The organism is Micromonospora sp. 15K316 (assembly GCF_004348525.1).
GTDB lineage: Bacteria > Actinomycetota > Actinomycetes > Mycobacteriales > Micromonosporaceae > Micromonospora.
In genome coordinates this window covers 1-16,351 of record NZ_SMKG01000129.1, presented here as the reverse complement: position 1 = coordinate 16,351, position 16,351 = coordinate 1, and the positions used below count along the sequence as shown (strand labels likewise).

Sequence of the window (16,351 nt, the reverse complement as noted above, 5' to 3'; positions counted from 1 at the left end):
CCCCACCGGCCCGTCCGAGGTCGCGGTGCCGGGCTGGACGCGGCCGGCGTCCCGGCCCCCGGTCGCGCCACCCGCGCCGCCCGGGCCACCGTCACCGAGCGGTCCGACCCCGCCGGTGCCGCCGCCGTCCGAGCCCGACCCGTCCTCGCCGGCCACACCCGAGCCCACCCCGCGGGGCCGGCCGGAGGTCGGCACGGTCCGGTCGGTCGAGTGGTCCAGCACCCGCAGCGCGGCCAGCGCCGCCATCGGCACCACCAGAGCGGCCGCGGCGCCCGCCACGTCCAGTGCCACACCGCCGAGCACACCGCCGATGACCGCCGCCACCGCAGTGCCGGCCATCGCCGCCCGCATCGCCGGGTAGATGCCGAACAACCGCATCAGCCCGCCCCAAGGCTGCAGCAGGGCGAACCACACCAGCAACGCGCCGGCCAGGGCCAGCACCGTCAGCGGGCTGCTCACCAGGGTGTCGAAGTTGGAGGTGCTGAAGCGGTGCAGGGTGAGCCCGCCGGTGCCGTCGCCGAAGGCGGCCAGGAACCGCCCCAGGCTGCCCCGCTCCCCCACCGGGCGGCGCAGGTCCAGCACCGCGAGGCCGATGGTGACCCCGAGCGCCGCCATCACCGCCCAGGCCAGGCGGCTCACCGTCAGCCAACCACCGGCGCTGATCACCGCCGCGACGCTGAGCCCGGCGGTCAACGCGATCGCCCCGATCGGGTCCGCCCCCAGGTACGGGCTGCCCACGATCACCACGGCGAGGCCGGTGACCGCCACCATCACCGCCGGGCGCCAGCCCTTGCGCACCTGCTGGGCGAGCCAGCCCGCGCTCAGCAGCGCGGCGGCCAGGAAGACCCCCAGCCCGACGGTGCCCAGCCCGGCGTACCGACCGCCCGCCTGCGCCGAGTAGCCGACCACACCGTTGAGCTGCAACCGCGCGCCGGTGACCACGTCGGCCCCCACGACGAGCGCGGTGAGGGCGGCGACCGCGCCCAACGGCCCGAGGGTGCTGCCGTACCCCGGCGCGAACCGGACCGCGGCGGTGCCGGCGGCCACCAGCAGGGCGGTCACCCCGGCGAAGGTCAGGCCGGGCCGCTCCGCCCGCCACCACGGCACCGCGTCGGCGAGCAGCGCGGCCGGCACCGCGAGCGCGGCGGCGATGAGGAGCAGCTCCACGACCGCCACCACCCGCCGCGGGACCGGCTCCGGGCCGTGCGGGCCGGCGTGCCGGCGGGCCCGGCGCAGCAGCGGCAGCACGGCCACGGCCAGCAGCATCAGGACCGCGGCGAGCAGGGTGTAGAACCAGCCGGCGACGGCCCGCTGGTTCGCCGCCTCCCGCTCGGCGTCCAGCGGTTTGGCGATCGCGTCGGCCAGGTCGGGACGGCCGTCCACCGCGACGGCCGGGCGGCCCACGAAGAGCCGCTCCGGCATCGGGCGGCCCAGCGCGGCCAGCGCCGTCGGCGCGAGGTCGACGAGTTGCAGGTATCCGTCGCGGCCGGTGGTCGGCGAGGTCAGCCACCCCCGCTCCCAGCCCGGCCCGTCGGCGACCGCCACGTGCAGCCGGGCCGACCGATCGGTGTCCGAGATCCCGGCGACCAGCACCAGCGAGTGCGGCGGACGGGCGGCGAGCACCCGGGCCAGCTGCGCGTCGGCCGTCCGGGCGGCCGCCTCCCGCTGTGCCCTGGTGGTGCCCGCCACGGTGCCGAGGTCGACGATGCTGAGCACGCACGAACCGAGCAGCTGGGTCGGGTCTTCCGGCAGCGCCGGCGCGTACCGGTCCACCCGGCCGAACGGCCGGGCGGCGGCCACGGCCGCGCCGGGACCGACCGCCACCGAACAACGCACCGACTCGGCGAGCGAACCGGGCACGGCGCCCCACGGCAGCTGTTCCTGGTTGTAATGGACCACGCTCTCCTGATCGGGGAGCTTCGCCCCGGTGCCGTCGGGCCGCTCCACCGTCACCGCCTGCTGCGGGCAGCCGCCGGCGGGCCGGTTGCCGTTCCACGCGGCGAAGCTGCCCGCGCCGAGGGTCAACCAGCCGTCCACCGGGCAGGTGGGCCGGTGCGCCGAGCGGACCGACAGGGAACCGATCGAGCCCCGCTCGGCCATCCGCCACAGCGTGGGGGTGGTCCGCGGGTCCACGTCCTCCCACCGCAGCCCGGCGACCCCGGCGACGACCACGAAGTCGGCGGTGTGGGGTGGGGCGCTGCGCTGCGGCCGCGCGGCGAGCGCCGTGACGCCGAGCACCATCACCAGGAGGCTCAGCACGACGGGGGCGAGTCGGCGCAGCATCAGCCAGATCCCGTTCCGGGTGCGTCGACGCCCGCGGCGGCGGGGTCGTCGGGGTGCGCGGCCAGCTCGGCGTAGAGCGCCGCCAGGGTGGCGACGGTGTCCGCCTCGGTGGGCCAGGTGGCCGCGCGCTCGGCTCCGCGGCGGCCCAGCTCGGCCCGGCGGTCGGGGTGGTCGAGGAGGTCACGCACGGCGTTGTCGATCGCGTCCACCTCTCCGGGGGGCACCAGCAACGCCGCGTCGCCGACGAGGTCGGGCAGGCCGCCCACCGCGGTCGCCACCAGCGGTACGCCGGCGCGCAGCGCCTCCTGCGCGAAGAGCTGGCGGGCCTCCCAGTCGCTGGTGACCACGGCGAGGTCGGCGCCGGCAAGCAGGTCCGCCACGTCGGTGCGGTGACCGAGCAGGGTCACCGGCGCCCGGACCGCGGAGATCCGCGCGGCCAGCGGCAGGTACGCCGGGCCACTGCCGGCGATCACCACGACCGGCGCCGGGTCGCGGGAACGCCAGCGCGCCGCCGCGTCGATCAGGATGTCGTACCGCTTCTGCGGGTGCAGCCGGCCGACCGAAAGGACGAGGGGCTGCTCGCCCTGCACGCCGAACTCGGCGCGCACCGCGGCGCGACGGCGGCGCGGGGCCGGCAGCGTGGGGGCCGCGACCGGGGCCAGCCGGGCGTCGGCGGCGCCGAGCGCCGTGGCCCGGTCGACCAGGTCGGCGGAGGCGCCGAGCGCGACCCGGGCGCCCCGGGCGACCACCCGCTCGACGAGCCGGGACAGGGCGCCGCGCAGCCCACCGGCGAGCACCGCGTTGTGCCAGGTGACCACGACGGGCGCCGCCGGCCGGGCCAGCACCGCGACGAGCCCCGCCCGCAGGCCGTGCGCGTGCACCACGTCCACCGGCGTGCCGGCCAGGGCGCGGCGCAGGGCGGAGACCGCGCGGGCGTCGGCCGGGGTCGGTTTGGCGGGGATCTCGACCGGCTCGAAGCGCGCCCCGACGCCGGTGAAGTCGAACTGCTCCTGGGTGGCGGCCGGCCCGCAGACGAGCACCGTCGTGCCGGCGGCGGCGAGCCCTCGAGCCACCGACCGGACGTGCTGCCCCACGCCACCGGTGCTGGAGGCGAGCAGCAGCGCCACGCTGCCCGGCCCGCCGGGTGTCGGTTCCGTCGCCGCGCTCACCCGGACACCGTCTCCTTCCCGTCACCCCGCTCCGGAGGGCTGCCGTCCTGCTCCCGTGCCGTTCCCGCGCTCCCGTGCCCCCGCCCGCCGCCGCGACCCAGGCGTCGCAGCACCCCGGCGAGCAGCGGTCGTACGGCCTGCCGGTCGACGAGCCAGACCACGGCGAGGAACACGACGCCGACCAGAACTCCGGACAGCATGCCCTGACCGAGTGCCGCCCCGACGGTCGGGGTGCCGTCGCCCGGCGTGTCGAGCCAGCGGAGCACGCCCACGCCGGCGAGCGCTCCGGCGAGCCCGCCGAGCAGCCCGGCCGCCGCCGCCCGCGGCGCGCCGGCCAGCGCCGCGGCGCCCGCCGTACGCCGTACCGCGACGATCAGCAGGCCGCCGAGGAGCAGCATTCCGACCGAGTTGGCCAGCGCCACCGCCAACACCCGGTCCCCGGTCGGCAGCACCGCCCCGAACAGCAGAACCGCCACAGGCACCAGCAGCCACCCGACAGCGGTGGCGACGGTCGCCGCCCTGGTCTCCCCGCGTGCGTAGAGCGCCCGGGTGAGCACCGCGAAGAGACCGTAGCCGAGCAGACCGGGGGCGAACCCGGCGATCGCGGCGGCTGCCGCGCCCGCTGTCGTCGCCGACCCCGGAAAGAAGAGATGCCCGACCGGAACGGCGGTGCCGACCAGCGCGGCGGCGCCGAGACTGCTGAAAAGCAACACGCTGCGGACAGTCGGTGCGAGGGTCGACCGGTACGCCTGCTCGTCACCGGCGGCGCGGGCTGCGGCGAGGGTGGGGTATGCGGCGACCGCCAGCGGCACGGCGAGCACGGCCCACGGCAGCAGGTAGACGGTCCAGGCCAGGTTGTAGACGCCGGGGCTGTCGGCCGTGCCGTAGGCGACCTGGTTGATGCTCACCGCGAGCGCCACCTGTTGGGCCGTGACCGTGATGGCTCCGGCCGCGACGAGGCCCCGTACCCGGGCACGTGCCTCGGCGGGGAAACCGAAGCCCGGTCGCAGGCGCAGCCGCAGCCGGCGCAGCGGAATCAGCAGCGAGAGCGACAGCACCACCACGCCGAGCGTGGTGCCCGCCGACAGCAGCAACTCCCCGTCCGCGCTGACGTCGGAGACGGTGGCCAGCCGCCCCTCCAGGGCGGTGAAGCCGAGGTAGACCACGATCACCGTCAGGCTGGACAGCAGTGGCGCGATCACCGGCCACGCGAACCGGCGGTGCGCCTGAAGCACCCCGGTGAGCACGATGCCGATCCCGTAGAGGGGCAGCTGCGGGGCGAAGACCTGGAGCATCCGCGCACCGCTCTGCTGTTGGGCGGCGGTCAGGCCGTTGCCCTGCAACCCGACGATCGGCTCGGCGAAGAGGACCACCAGGACGGCCAGCGGCACCAGCAGCGCCAACGTCCAGGTGAGCAGGGCACCGGTGGTGCGAGCCACCGTCTTCCGGTCGCCGGCCTCGACCGGACCGGCCAGCAGCGGCACGACGAGGCTGGCCAGGGCTCCACCGGCCACGATCTCGAAGATGAGGTTCGGTACCGCGTTGGCGACGATGTAGGTGCCGCCGAGGTCGGTGGGGGCCAGCGTCCAGGTGAAAACGGCCGTGCGGCCGAAGCCGGCCAGGCGGCTGACCACGGTGAGGACGGCGATGAGCGCGGCTGCTCCGGCCACCCGGCCGGCGCCGGCGAGGGGGGCCGGTCTGGTCACGTCAGTCGGCGCGTCGGCCCAGCGCGTCGAGCTCACGCAACCCCGGGGTCCGCTGGATCACCTGCGTGAAGCTGACCTTCTCGCTGGCGGCGGTGAGACCGGCCAGCACGGCGAGCAGCCCGGCGCGCCCGAGCGGGCCGGTACGGGCGGCGAGCGCGACGCCGAGCACCGCGCCGAGGGCGTTCGCGCCGCTGTCGCCGAGCATCACCTCCTCGCCGAGGTCATCGGGGAGTAGCCCGGCGGCCGCCCCGGCCGCCCCGGCGGCGATCCCGCCGTGCGGGCCGCCGGCCAGCGGAGCGCCGAGCAGCAGGCCCGACTTGAGCGCCCGGCCGGGGCGCAGGTCGAGCAGGTTGAGCAGGTTCGCGGTGCCGGCCACCACACCCGCGCCGAGCAGCACGTCGGCGCCGCGGCCGAGGGCGCCCAGCCGGCGCCGGCCGCGGTGCCCGGCGACCCGCGGGTCGGCGGCGAGCAGCGCGGCCGCGCCGAGCCCCGCGGCGCCCACCCCGACGATCTTGACGAGGCCGGCGGTGACCCGCCCCTCCCGCAGCGCGGCGAGGTGACCGGCGAAGCCCTTGGCCGTCTTCTGCTCCGGCCGGGCGCCGACCACGTCGTCGTAGAGCCCCACCGCGCCCGCGCCGAGGCCCGCCACCATCGTCGCGGCACCGGAGGCCACGCTGGTGGCGCCGAACGCCGCGCCGCCGGACGCGCCGACGGCGAGCGCCGGCCCGGCCGCGAGGCTCACCGGCCGGCCTCGGAAGTTGGTGCGCGCCAGCGCCGGCCCGGCCGGCGAGGTACGCACCTCGCGCAGCGCGTACCGGGCGGCGACCGCCCCGGCGCCGGCGGCCAGCAGCCGACCCAGCATGCTCACGCGGTCACTCCGATCGGCTCGTCGACGCCACATCCGGTCCCGTGATTCGGTCACTGGGGCAGTTTAGGCAGCTGCGATTCGGCGTTGTCGCCCATGCCGTACTGGCCGGCCTTCTTCTCGGTGAGCTGCTGCACCAGGGCGAGGGTGGTGACCAGCTGACCCTGGATGGTGTTCGCGTTGTCGACGGTGGAGATCGACTGGGAGAGGACGGCATCGCCGCGCACGATCGCCACGAGGTTGCCGCCGTCGGAACCGTTGCCGCCGACCACGATCGCACCCGTCCGGTCGAACTGCTCGGCGACCTTCCCCACCGACTCGTCCTTCTTGGCCGAGTCCTTGTCGACGTACGGCTGGCCGCTGACCACCACGACGGCCTCCGCCGGACCGCTGATCCGGTCCTCGGTGGTGAGGTAGCCCTCGTTGGTGTAGGCGGCGAGCACCGCCCGCCGGTCGGCGTCGCTGACCGGGGTGACGCCCGCCCCCCGGTCGAGCAGCACGCTGGCGAGCAGGGCGCTGGAGGTCTCCACCCCCTCGCCGTTGCCGGGCAGGGTGCTGGTCTGCGCACTGGTCGGCCGGACCGCGGTCACCGCCAGCTCCAGCAGATTGTTGTTGTTGTCCGGGTTGATGAACTTGTCCTGGAGGTCCACCCGGCCGGTGATGTTCGCGCCGGCCATCTGGAGCATCTTCAACACGCCCTCGGTGTGGTCCCGCCCGCTGGGCAGGCTGAGCACCAGCACCCGACGGCCGGCGAGCTTGCCCGGGAGGACGACCTGCGACATCTCCGCCGCGAAGCCCTCCTCCGACTCCAGCTCCTTCTCCATGTTGTTGTACGCCTGGCGCATCTGCTGGTTGTCCTTGCGCAGGGCGGTGACCTGCTCCTTGAGCGAGTCGGCCACCGGACCGTTGAGTGCGGCGGTGCCGACCACCAGGCCGATGGCCAGCGCCAGGAACACCGCGGTCAGCGACACCACGTGGTAGCGGAAATTGATCACGCTTGCAGCCTCTTGATCGTCGGAGCTAGAAGAGCTGGCCGAGCTGGAAGACGAAATTGTCCCACCACTCGGAGACCACGCCCAGGTACGCCTTTCCGACCGTGGAGACGGCCACCGCGGAGGCCATCGCGGCGACCGCCGAGAGCACCAGCAGCAGCAGGGACGAGCCGGAGATGCTCTGCCGGTAGAGCCGGCTCACGCCCTTGGCGTCGACCAGCTTGCCGCCGACCTTTAGCCGGGTGAGGAACGTCGAGGCCATGCCGCCACGACCCTTGTCGAGGAACTCCACCAGGGTGGCGTGGGTGCCGACGGCCACCAGCAGCGAGGCGCCCTTCTCGTCGGCGAGCAGCATGGCGAGATCCTCGCTGGTCGCGGCGGCCGGGAAGGTCACCGCCGGGACGCCGAGCGCGGTCACCCGGGGCAGGCCGGGCGCCCGCCCGTCCGGGTACGCGTGCACGATCACCTCGGCGCCGCAGCGCAGCACGTCGTCGGTGACCGAATCCATGTCACCGATGATCATGTCGGGGGTGTAGCCCGCCTCGACCAGCGCGTCGGCCCCGCCGTCGACGCCGATCAGCACCGGCTTGAACTCCCGGATGTACGGGCGCAGCACGTCCAGATCGGCCTTGTAGTCGTAGCCCCGAACCACGATCAGGCAGTGCCGACCCTGGATCTGGGTCTGGATCTCGGGTACGCCGACACCGTCGAGCAGCAGGTCCCGCTCCTGCTTGAGGTAGTCCATGGTGTTGGCGGCGAACGCCTCCAACTGCACGGACAGCCCCTCGCGGGCGTCGGCCATCGCCTTGGCGACCGTCTCGGCGTCCTGCAGCGCGCCGTGCGCCACCGGCTCCTCGCCGACGTAGACCGTGTTGCCCTCGATCCGCACGGTGTCGCCCTCGCGGATCTGCTCGAAGATGCCCTCGCCCAGGTCGTCGAGGAGCGGGATGCCCGCGCCGATGAGCACCTCGGGGCCGAGGTTCGGGTAGCGCCCGGAGACCGACGGCTTCGCGTTGAGCACGGCCGCCACGCCGACGGCGACCAGCGAGTCGGCGGCCACCCGGTCCAGGTCGACGTGGTCGATCACCGCGATGTCGCCGGGGCGGAGCCGGCCGACCAGCCGCTTCGTACGGCGGTCCAGGCGTGCCGTGCCGAGGACACTGCCCGGTTCCGCGTTCCGGGTCCGGCGCAACGTGGGTAGACGCATCGTGACCATCCTGGCATGTGAGGCAGGGTTTTCTGTCGCGACATGCCTGAGCAGGGCCGCCTACCCAGGGAAGCACACCAGAGCGCAGGCTGGTGTGCTTGCGCTCACAATACCGGCGGTCACGCCCGCCTTTCCTTGGCCGCCACGGCCAGAAGCTCCTCGGCGTGAGCGATACCCAGATCCGAGTCCGGCAAACCCGCCAGCATCCGGGAGAGTTCCCGCGCCCGCTCTGTGTCCTCCACCACACGCACGCCGCTGGTGGTCACCGCGCCGCCGGTGTCCTTCGCGACCACCAGGTGCCGGTCGGCGAACGCGGCGACCTGCGGCAGGTGGGTGACGACCAGCACCTGGTGGCTGCGGGCCAGCCGGGCCAGCCGCCGCCCGATCTCCACCGCCGCCTGACCGCCGACACCGGCGTCGACCTCGTCGAAGACCAGGGTGGGCGGGCCTCCGGAGCCGGCGAAGACCACCTCGATGGCGAGCATGACCCGGGACAGCTCACCGCCGGAGGCGCCCCGCTGCAACGGCAGCGACGGCGCACCCGGATGGGCCAGCAACCGCAGTTCGACCTCGTCACCGCCGTCCGGGCCGACCCCGACCTCGGACCCGTTGACCGTCAGCGTGGGCTCGGCGCGACCGGCCGGCCGCGGCAGCACCGCCACCTCGATCCGGGCGTGCGGCATGGCCAGCCCGGCCAGCTCGACGGTGACCTGCTCGGCGAAGCGCTGGGCCGCCTCCTGCCGGGACACCGACACCCGCCCGGCCAGCTCCGCCACCTCGGTGGCGAGCCGCTGCCCCTCCCGCTCCAACTCGTCGAGGAACTCGTCGGACGTGTCCAGCTCGGACAGTCGGGTGCGGGCCCGCTCCGCCCAGGCGATCACCCCGTCGACGTCGTCCGCGTACTTGCGGGTCAGAGCGCGCAGCGCCGCCCGCCGCTCGTAGACCGTCTGCAACCGGGCCGGGTCGGCGTCGAGCGACGCGAGATAGGTCGACAGCTCGGCGGAGACGTCGGTGACCAGGGTGGCCGCCTCCTCCAGCCGCGCCGCCAGGTCACCCAGGGCCGGATCGGTGCCCGCCTGCGCTTCCAGCGCCCGCCGGGCGGCGCCGAGCAGCGCCGTGGCGTCCGGGGTGTCGTCGGCGGCCTCCGCGCCGCCGGCCACGCACTGCTGCGCGAGCTGCGCCGCGGTGCGCAGCCCCTCGGCGTGCTCCAGCCGCTGCGCCTCGGCCTTGAGCTCGTCGTCCTCGCCGGGCTGCGGATCCACCCTGGTGATCTCGTCGAGCCCCAGCCGCAGCAGGTCGGCCTCCTGGTGCCGCTCGCGGGCGTTGCGCCGCCGATCGGCCAGGTCGTCGACCACCCGCCGCCACCCGGCGTACGCCTCGCGCAGCGCCTCGAGCAGCTTCTCGTGCTCCGCGCCGGCGAACCGGTCGAGCGCGGAGCGCTGCTCGGCGGGGCGCAGCAGCCGCAGCTGATCCGACTGGCCGTGCACGGCCACCACCTGCTCGCCGACCTCACCCAGCATCGACACCGGCATGCCGCGGCCCGCCACGTGTGCCCGGGACCGGCCCTCGACCGTCACCGTGCGGCTCAGCAGCACCGAGCCGTCCTCGTCCGGTTCGCCGCCGGCGTCGGTGACCCGGGCGTGCACCGTCTCGGCGACCGGGCCGGTCAGCCGCAGCCGCCCCTCCACCACGGCACGGCCGGGCTCGGCCCGCACGCGCCCGGCGTCGGCCCGACCCCCGAAGAGCAGGCCGAGCCCGGTCACCACCATGGTCTTGCCCGCACCGGTCTCGCCGGTGATGACGTTCATCCCGCCGGTCAGCGGCAGCGTGGTGTCCTCGATGACGCCCAGTCCGGTGATGCGCAGCTCCTCCAGCACAGCACCCGACAGTAGCCGCGTGGTCCGACAGTTGACCAGCCGACGACCCCACGTCGTAGTGTTCAGCCCCGTGTTCGAGGTGATCGGTCTGACGCCGGACGAGGAGCAGCTCTACCGCGCGCTCATACAGCTCACGGCCGCGCGGGTCGACCAGCTGGTCGAGCGGCTGCGCCGGCCGCGTACGGAGGTGCTGGCGCAGTTGGAGGCCCTGCGTGGCAAGGGCCTGGTGCCGCCGGCCGGCCCGGACCCGGACGCCCCGCTGCGCCCGCTCGCCCCCGACGTGCCGCTCGGCGCGGCGCTGCTGCGCCGGCAGGAGGCGCTGGAGTCCGCCCGCGCGGCGGTCAACCAGCTGACCGAGGAGTACCGGGCCGGGATGCGCCGGCACGACGCCGCGCACCTGGTGGAGGTGGTCCACGGCGCCGCGGCGCTGCGGGAACGCCTGCGTGACCTGCAGAACGGCGCCCGCCACGAGGTGTTGTGGTTCTGCCGCGCCAATCCGCTGGCCATGCCCGGGCAGGACAACCTCGAGGAGTTCGACGCGCTGGCCCGCGGGGTGCGCTACCGGGCCATCTACGAACGGGAAATGCTCCTCGAACCTGGCGCGCTGGAGGACCTCGAGCAGGGCGTACGCGCCGGTGAGCAGGCCCGGCTGCTCGACCGGCTGCCCGTGCGGCTGGCCATCGTGGACGGCCGGACGGCGATCTGCCCGCTGGTGCCGGACCGGGCCAGCGGCGAGACGAGCGCCGCGATCATCGGCCGGAGTCAGCTGCTCGACGCGCTGCTCGCCCTCTTCGAGAGCCACTGGCGCATCGCCACGCCGCTGCGCCCGACGGTCACCCCGGTGCACGAACCGGGCGGTGACGACTACCGGCCGGACGCCGACGAGATCCGGCTGCTGGCGCTCTTCGTGGCCGGCGTACCGGACAAGTCCATCGCCTCCCAGCTGGGGGTGAGCCGCCGCACCGTGCAGCGGCGCCTCGCCGACCTGATGACGGCCGCCGGGGTGGACACCCGGCCCGGGTTGGCCTTCCAGGCCGCCCGGCGCGGCTGGCTCTGAACCGGACCGGGGGCGGGACGCGAGCCGTCCCGCCCCCGCCCGCGTCAGCGCAGGCCGTACGCGTCGATCACGGTCTGCTCGACCGTGCTGCCGGCGCGGTCGCCGGCGTGCACCCGTAGCGACACCGTGCCGTGCCCGGCCGGCACCGTCGCCGTGAACCGGGTGCCCGAACCCTTCACCGACACCGGCCGCCAGCGGTGGCCGCCGTCGAAGGAGACCTCCACGCGCAGGCTGGTGCCGGCCGGCCGGGCCACCCCCGCCGGCTGGCGCAGAGTCAGCCCGAGCTTGTGCGCCTTACGGCCCGACACCTCGCCGCGCGCGTCGGCCGGCACGTCGTAGTCCACCTGCAGCAGCGGCAGCGGCTTCGCCGCGTCCCCGCTCGGCCGGGCCGACGTGAACTGCCACGCCGTCTCCGTACGCGTCCCGAACCGCCACTCCTCGGAGGAGCGCTCAGTGGTGACGTCCAGCCGGTAGCGCGCCGATCCCGGGGTGGTCGGCACGGGCGCCCAACCGGCGGAGAGGTCGGCGATCTGCGTGCCGTCGCGGCTGAGCCGGACCTGCCTGGTGTCCTGCTCCTCGCCGGCGCCCGCCGGGCTGTGGTGGCCGTCGGCGTCGACGAACTCCAGCACCCGCAGGTCGAGGCTGTCGCCGGTCCGCGTCGGCGCCGGTGCGGCGGCCGGAACGGCCGGACGTACCACCGGGGCGTACCAGCTCGTGTCGATCCGGTCGTCGGCGGCGTACCGGCGCGGCTGCTCGGTCAGGCCACCGAGCAGCGGCCCCCAGGAGAACTGCAGCTTGTGCAGCACGCGCTGCTGCCACCACGAGTCACCGGAGCTCACGAACTCCTGCCGCGTGGTGCCGGTACGCACGATCCGCTGGTCGTCGTTCCAGGAGTACTCCTGCCACGGCCGCCAGCCGAACCGCTGCTCGGTGGCCCAGTCGAACCCGCCGGTGTCGCCGTAGCGCGCGGTGACCTCGGCGGTGTTCGCGGCGGTGACCTTGTGCACGACCTTCTCCGGAATCCGCCCCTTCGACACCTGCCACACGTCGTACAGGTACGGGCTGTTCACCGTCAGCGTCAGATCCACAGTCGCCCGGCCGGTCCTCGCCGCCGCGATCAGCTTCTGCCCGTCGTCGTGCGCCACCGCCATCGCGGGGATCGGCAGCCGCTCCCCCTGCGGGTTCCACACCGTCCACGCGCTGAAGTCGGCCGGCCGGACGATGAACACCGCGGCCGCCCCGGCCGCCGCCGCGGCGGCGATCTGGTCGTCCTCGGCACGGTCCGCGCTGCCCTCGACGAGGACGGCCGCGCCGCGGGCCCGGGTCAAGTCGGCGGGAGTCCCGCCGCCGCCCCAGACGACCGGCAGCTTCCGCCGGCCGGCCGGCGCCGGTGACATGTGCATCAGGTTGATGTCCAACGGCCCGGAGACCTTGCTGAACTCGGCGTCCACCATGGGCGCGACGAGCTGCCAACGGGAGGAGAACTCGAACTCGCCCTGGCGCACCGGCCGGGTCGGCGTGACGTTCACCTGCTGAACCGTGCTGAACGCCATCGTGCCGTGGTCGATCTGCCGGCCGTTGCCGAAGACCCGGTGCTCGTAGAAGCTGATGATCGCGCGCTGCTCGGTCGGCTTCGGCGTCTCGATCCGCACCGGGGTGCCCTTGCGCGGGTCGAGCACCACCGTGAGGTCCCGGTCGACCGTCAACTCCGGGTCGGTGACCAGCGTGAGCTGCTCGTCCAGCGGCGCGCCGTGCTCGATGAGGCCCTGCAGCAGGTACGGGCCCTCCTCGACCTGCACCTGCGACTCGCCGGGAACCCAGCCGAGGTAGTCGGACTCGGGGTGCTCGCCGAACAGGGTGAGCACCGTCGCCACGCCGGGCTGCCCGGCCATGTCCAGCGAGCGCAGGGTGACGGTGTGCACCGGGCCGCTGACGGTCAGGCCGACGGCGGTACGCACGGCGACGCCGTCCGCGCCCGTGGCCACCAGCCAGCCGCCGTGCGGGCCGCGGTCCAGCTTCGCCGGGTCGGCGCGCAGCACGACGCGCACGCTGCCGCCGGCCGGCACGGTCACCTCGGTGGCGCCGACCGACACGCCGTCACCCTCCACCGCGCCGCTGTCCAGGTTGCGCAGCTCCAGCGCCAGGCGCAGGGTCTGCGCCGCGCCGGTGCCGTTGGTGTACGTGACGGCCCGCTCGGCCACCTGGCCGCCGGTCGCCACCCGGCCGAAGTCGGCGGTGGCCGACCCGTACACCCGCTGGCCCAACGCCCGGGCCACGTCGACCCGGCCGCCACCCTGCTCGAAGACGGTCAGCTCGGGGTTGCCCTTCGCGGTGCTGACCAGCGCGTCCTTGAGCTTGCCGGCGGTCCAGTCGGGGTGCTCCTGGGCGAGGATGGCGGCGGCGCCCGCGACGTGCGGGGTGGCCATCGAGGTCCCGGACGCGGTCGTGTACGCGTCGTCCACCGGAGTACCCATGCTGGTTCCGGCGGCGCGGGCCGCGACGATGTCGACCCCCGGCGCGGTGATCTCCGGCTTCAGCCCGTTGTCGCCGACTCGCGGGCCGCGGCTGGAGAACGGGGCCAGGTCGTCGTTGCGGTCGACTGCGCCGACGGTCAGCGCGGAGGTGGCGGCGCCGGGGCTGCCGACGGTCCGCGCGGCGCCCTCGTTACCGGCGGCGATCACGAAGAGCGCGCCGGTCTCGGCGGTGAGATCGTTGACCGCCTGGCTCATCGGGTCGGTGCCGTCGGTCGGCGCGCCCCCGAGGCTCATGCTGACCACCTTCGCGCCGGAGTGGGCGGCCCACTCCATGCCCGCGATGATCCCCGAGTCGTAGCCGGAGCCGGAGTCGTCGAGCACCTTGCCGACCAGCAGCTTCGCGCCGGGCGCGACGCCCTTGCGCAAGCCGTCGGAGGCCGCGCCGCTGCCGGCGATGGTGGCCGCCACGTGGGTGCCGTGGCCGTGCCCGTCCCGGGCGCTGCCGCTGCCGGTGAAGTCCTGCGCCTCGGCGATCCGCCCGGCGAGGTCGGGGTGCGTGGCGTCGACGCCGGTGTCGAGCACGGCGACCTGGACGCCGTTGCCGTCCCGGCCGGCCGCCCAGGCCGTCGGGGCGCCGATCTGCGGCACGCTGTGCTCCAGCGCCGGGTGGACCCGCCCGTCAAGCCAGACCCGCTCGATGCCGGCGCCGAGCTTGGCCGCCGCGCCGGCGGTCGTACGCCCGCCCGGCGTGCTCCGCAGCGCGCCCCACAACTCGTCGAGGTCGTCCTTGTCGACCCGCAGGGCGGCGCCGTTGATGCTTTCCAGCGGCCGGGCGGCGGTGGCCCCGGCCAGTGGCCGGACGCGACCGGCGGCCGGCTCCTGGTAGCGGACGATCAGCGGCAGGCCGGCCTGCGCGCCGTCGCCGTACCCCTGCGCGACGAGCTCCTCCACGTCGAACAGGTCGGCGTCGAGCACACCCGCGGAGACGTACGGCACGACGTCGCTGGGCAGCACCCGCAGCCCACCGTCGGCCGACACGGTCTGGAACGTGATCCGCTCACGACCCGGTCCGGGGTGAACGGTGGCGGCGACACGGCCGGTGGCGGCCGGCGCCAACACGACCTGGTCACCGGTGATCAGGGTGACGCGGGCGGGTGCGGCGCCCGGGGCGAACGGGGCGGGGTTCCCGCCGGCGGGCCGGGCGGCCGGATCGGCGGACGCCGGTGCGGCGATCCCGACCACCAGCGCCCCGACCGCGCCGGCGGCGAGCCAGCGTGAGGGCCAGTGCATGCGATGCGCTCCTCTACTCCAGAATCGGCGCCCTCGGAGGGCGACCGATCGGAGTCTGCGACGCAGATCACTGGACGGTCACTAGCTGGCGTACGCCGCACCGGCGACATGTCGCCAGGTGGACACCGCGGCCACCACGGAACAACCACCATGTGTCCGGCGGGTTACCGACGGCACCGGCGGGTCGGTCAGCTGCGCGAGCCGCGCCAGCCCTGCACCGGCAGCCCGAACTTGGCCACCATCCGGTCGGTGAACGGACGGTCCCGCAGCCGGACGATCCGCACCGGCAGGGCGCCCCGGCGCACGGTCACCCGCGCGCCCGGTGGCAGGTCGTACACCCGCCGCCCGTCGCAGCTCATCACGGCGAGGGTGGTGAACGGGTCCACGGTGATCGCGAACGTCGAGGTGGGTGCGGTGACCAGCGGCCGGCTGAACAGCGCGTGCGCGCTGATCGGCACCAGCAGCAGCGCCTCCACCTCCGGCCACACCACCGGCCCGCCCCCGGAGAAGGCGTACGCCGTGGAGCCGGTGGGGGTGGCGCAGACCACCCCGTCGCAGCCGTACCGGGACAACGGCCGGCCGTCCACGTCGACGAGGAGTTCGAGCATCTGGGCCCGCTCCCCCTTCTCGACGCTGATCTCGTTGAGCGCCCAGGACTCGATCGTCGGCCCGCCCTCGAATTCGGCCGTCACGTCGAGGGTGAGCCGCTCGTCGACCGTGTAGTTCCGCGCGACCACGTCTCGGACCGCACTGTCCAGGTCGCCGATCTCCGCCTCGGCGAGGAAGCCGACCTTGCCGAGGTTGATGCCGAGCAGCGGCGCCTTGGCGGGACGAGCGAGCTCCGCCGCGCGCAGGAACGTACCGTCGCCGCCGAGCGCGAAGACGATCTCGGCGCCCTCGGCGGCCTCCAGGCCGGTGACCGGCACGACGCCGGGCAGGTCGAGGTCGTCGGCCTCCTCGGCGACCACGCGTACCTCGAAACCGGCGGCGATCAGGTCGGCGGCGACCGCCCGGGCGTGCTCGGTGCTACGGCGCCGACCGGTGTGGGTGACCAGCAGTGCGGTCCGGGTCATCGGGGCCTCCTCATCGTCACGCGACGCCGCCGGGCGCCCGCCCACACCCCGGGGCGGGCCGACCGGCCCGCCGCGGACCCTGCCCTGCCCATCCTCACCCTGCGACCTCCTCCGCCGCCGTTCCCGGCATGTCACCGGGCGTCGCCGGACCCAGCGGCCCGGCCGCCACCACCGCCCGTACCCGCTCCGGGTCGGCCGGTGCGGCGTCCTGGCGTAACCATACGAAGAACTCCACGTTCCCACTCGGCCCCGGCAGCGGACTCGCGGCCACATCCGCCAGGCCGAGGCCGAGCTGGGCGGCGGCCCCCGCCACGTCGAGCACCGCCTCGGCGCGCAGCTCCGGGTCGCGGACCACCCC

Annotated in this window: 10 protein-coding genes and 1 pseudogene; 1 reads left to right on the top strand and 10 read right to left on the bottom strand. The window is 75.1% G+C overall.

Annotation, left to right across the window (positions count from 1 at the left end; all coding sequences use genetic code 11):
* The 7 genes from E1211_RS21625 to recN all read right to left on the bottom strand — a co-directional run.
* On the bottom strand, window positions 1-2,283 hold a 2,283-nt coding region (locus tag E1211_RS21625; RefSeq protein WP_132350835.1), incomplete at its 3' end, for a hypothetical protein.
* On the bottom strand, window positions 2,283-3,452 hold the full coding sequence (locus E1211_RS21620; protein WP_132350834.1) for a glycosyltransferase family 4 protein: 1,170 nt from the start codon (window positions 3,450-3,452) through the stop codon (window positions 2,283-2,285). The genes E1211_RS21625 and E1211_RS21620, both read right to left, overlap by 1 nt.
* A complete protein-coding gene (gene murJ / locus E1211_RS21615; RefSeq protein WP_132350833.1) occupies window positions 3,449-5,158 on the bottom strand; it encodes a murein biosynthesis integral membrane protein MurJ in 1,710 nt (569 codons plus the stop codon). The genes E1211_RS21620 and murJ overlap by 4 nt, the downstream gene beginning before the upstream one ends.
* Window position 5,159: 1 nt before the next feature.
* On the bottom strand, window positions 5,160-6,026 hold the full coding sequence (locus E1211_RS21610) for a hypothetical protein (protein ID WP_132350832.1): 867 nt from the start codon (window positions 6,024-6,026) through the stop codon (window positions 5,160-5,162).
* Between the two features lie 50 nt (window positions 6,027-6,076).
* Window positions 6,077-7,018 (bottom strand): copper transporter, encoded by a 942-nt coding sequence (locus E1211_RS21605; RefSeq protein ID WP_132350831.1) that lies wholly within the window; start codon window positions 7,016-7,018, stop codon window positions 6,077-6,079.
* Window positions 7,019-7,043: 25 nt separating this feature from the next.
* Complete coding sequence (steA, locus tag E1211_RS21600; protein ID WP_132350830.1) at window positions 7,044-8,222, bottom strand: putative cytokinetic ring protein SteA; 1,179 nt, start codon at window positions 8,220-8,222, stop codon at window positions 7,044-7,046.
* A gap of 119 nt (window positions 8,223-8,341) precedes the next feature.
* On the bottom strand, window positions 8,342-10,099 hold the full coding sequence (gene recN / locus E1211_RS21595; RefSeq protein WP_132350829.1) for a DNA repair protein RecN: 1,758 nt from the start codon (window positions 10,097-10,099) through the stop codon (window positions 8,342-8,344).
* Window positions 10,100-10,169: 70 nt separating this feature from the next.
* On the opposite strand from recN, the gene E1211_RS21590 reads away from it, so the two are divergent.
* On the top strand, window positions 10,170-11,156 hold the full coding sequence (locus E1211_RS21590; protein WP_132350828.1) for a helix-turn-helix domain-containing protein: 987 nt from the start codon (window positions 10,170-10,172) through the stop codon (window positions 11,154-11,156).
* 44 nt (window positions 11,157-11,200) lie between these two features.
* Here E1211_RS21590 and E1211_RS21585 read toward each other — a convergent pair whose 3' ends face one another.
* From E1211_RS21585 to E1211_RS21575, 3 genes and pseudogenes are all read right to left on the bottom strand, one after another.
* Complete coding sequence (locus tag E1211_RS21585; protein WP_132350827.1) at window positions 11,201-14,920, bottom strand: S8 family peptidase; 3,720 nt, start codon at window positions 14,918-14,920, stop codon at window positions 11,201-11,203.
* A gap of 188 nt (window positions 14,921-15,108) precedes the next feature.
* Entirely contained in the window at window positions 15,109-15,993 is an 885-nt protein-coding gene (locus tag E1211_RS21580) for an NAD kinase (RefSeq protein WP_132350826.1), read from the bottom strand.
* A gap of 94 nt (window positions 15,994-16,087) precedes the next feature.
* Window positions 16,088-16,351, bottom strand: a pseudogene (locus E1211_RS21575) (16S/23S rRNA (cytidine-2'-O)-methyltransferase); the annotation flags it as partial.

Bases quoted from the DNA above. Each gene is read 5' to 3' on its own strand.
- steA (WP_132350830.1), bottom strand. From the start codon at position 8,222: ATGCGTCTACCCACGTTGCGCCGGACCCGGAACGCGGAACCGGGCAGT.
- E1211_RS21585 (WP_132350827.1), bottom strand. From the start codon at position 14,920: ATGCACTGGCCCTCACGCTGGCTCGCCGCCGGCGCGGTCGGGGCGCTG.
- E1211_RS21580 (WP_132350826.1), bottom strand. From the start codon at position 15,993: ATGACCCGGACCGCACTGCTGGTCACCCACACCGGTCGGCGCCGTAGC.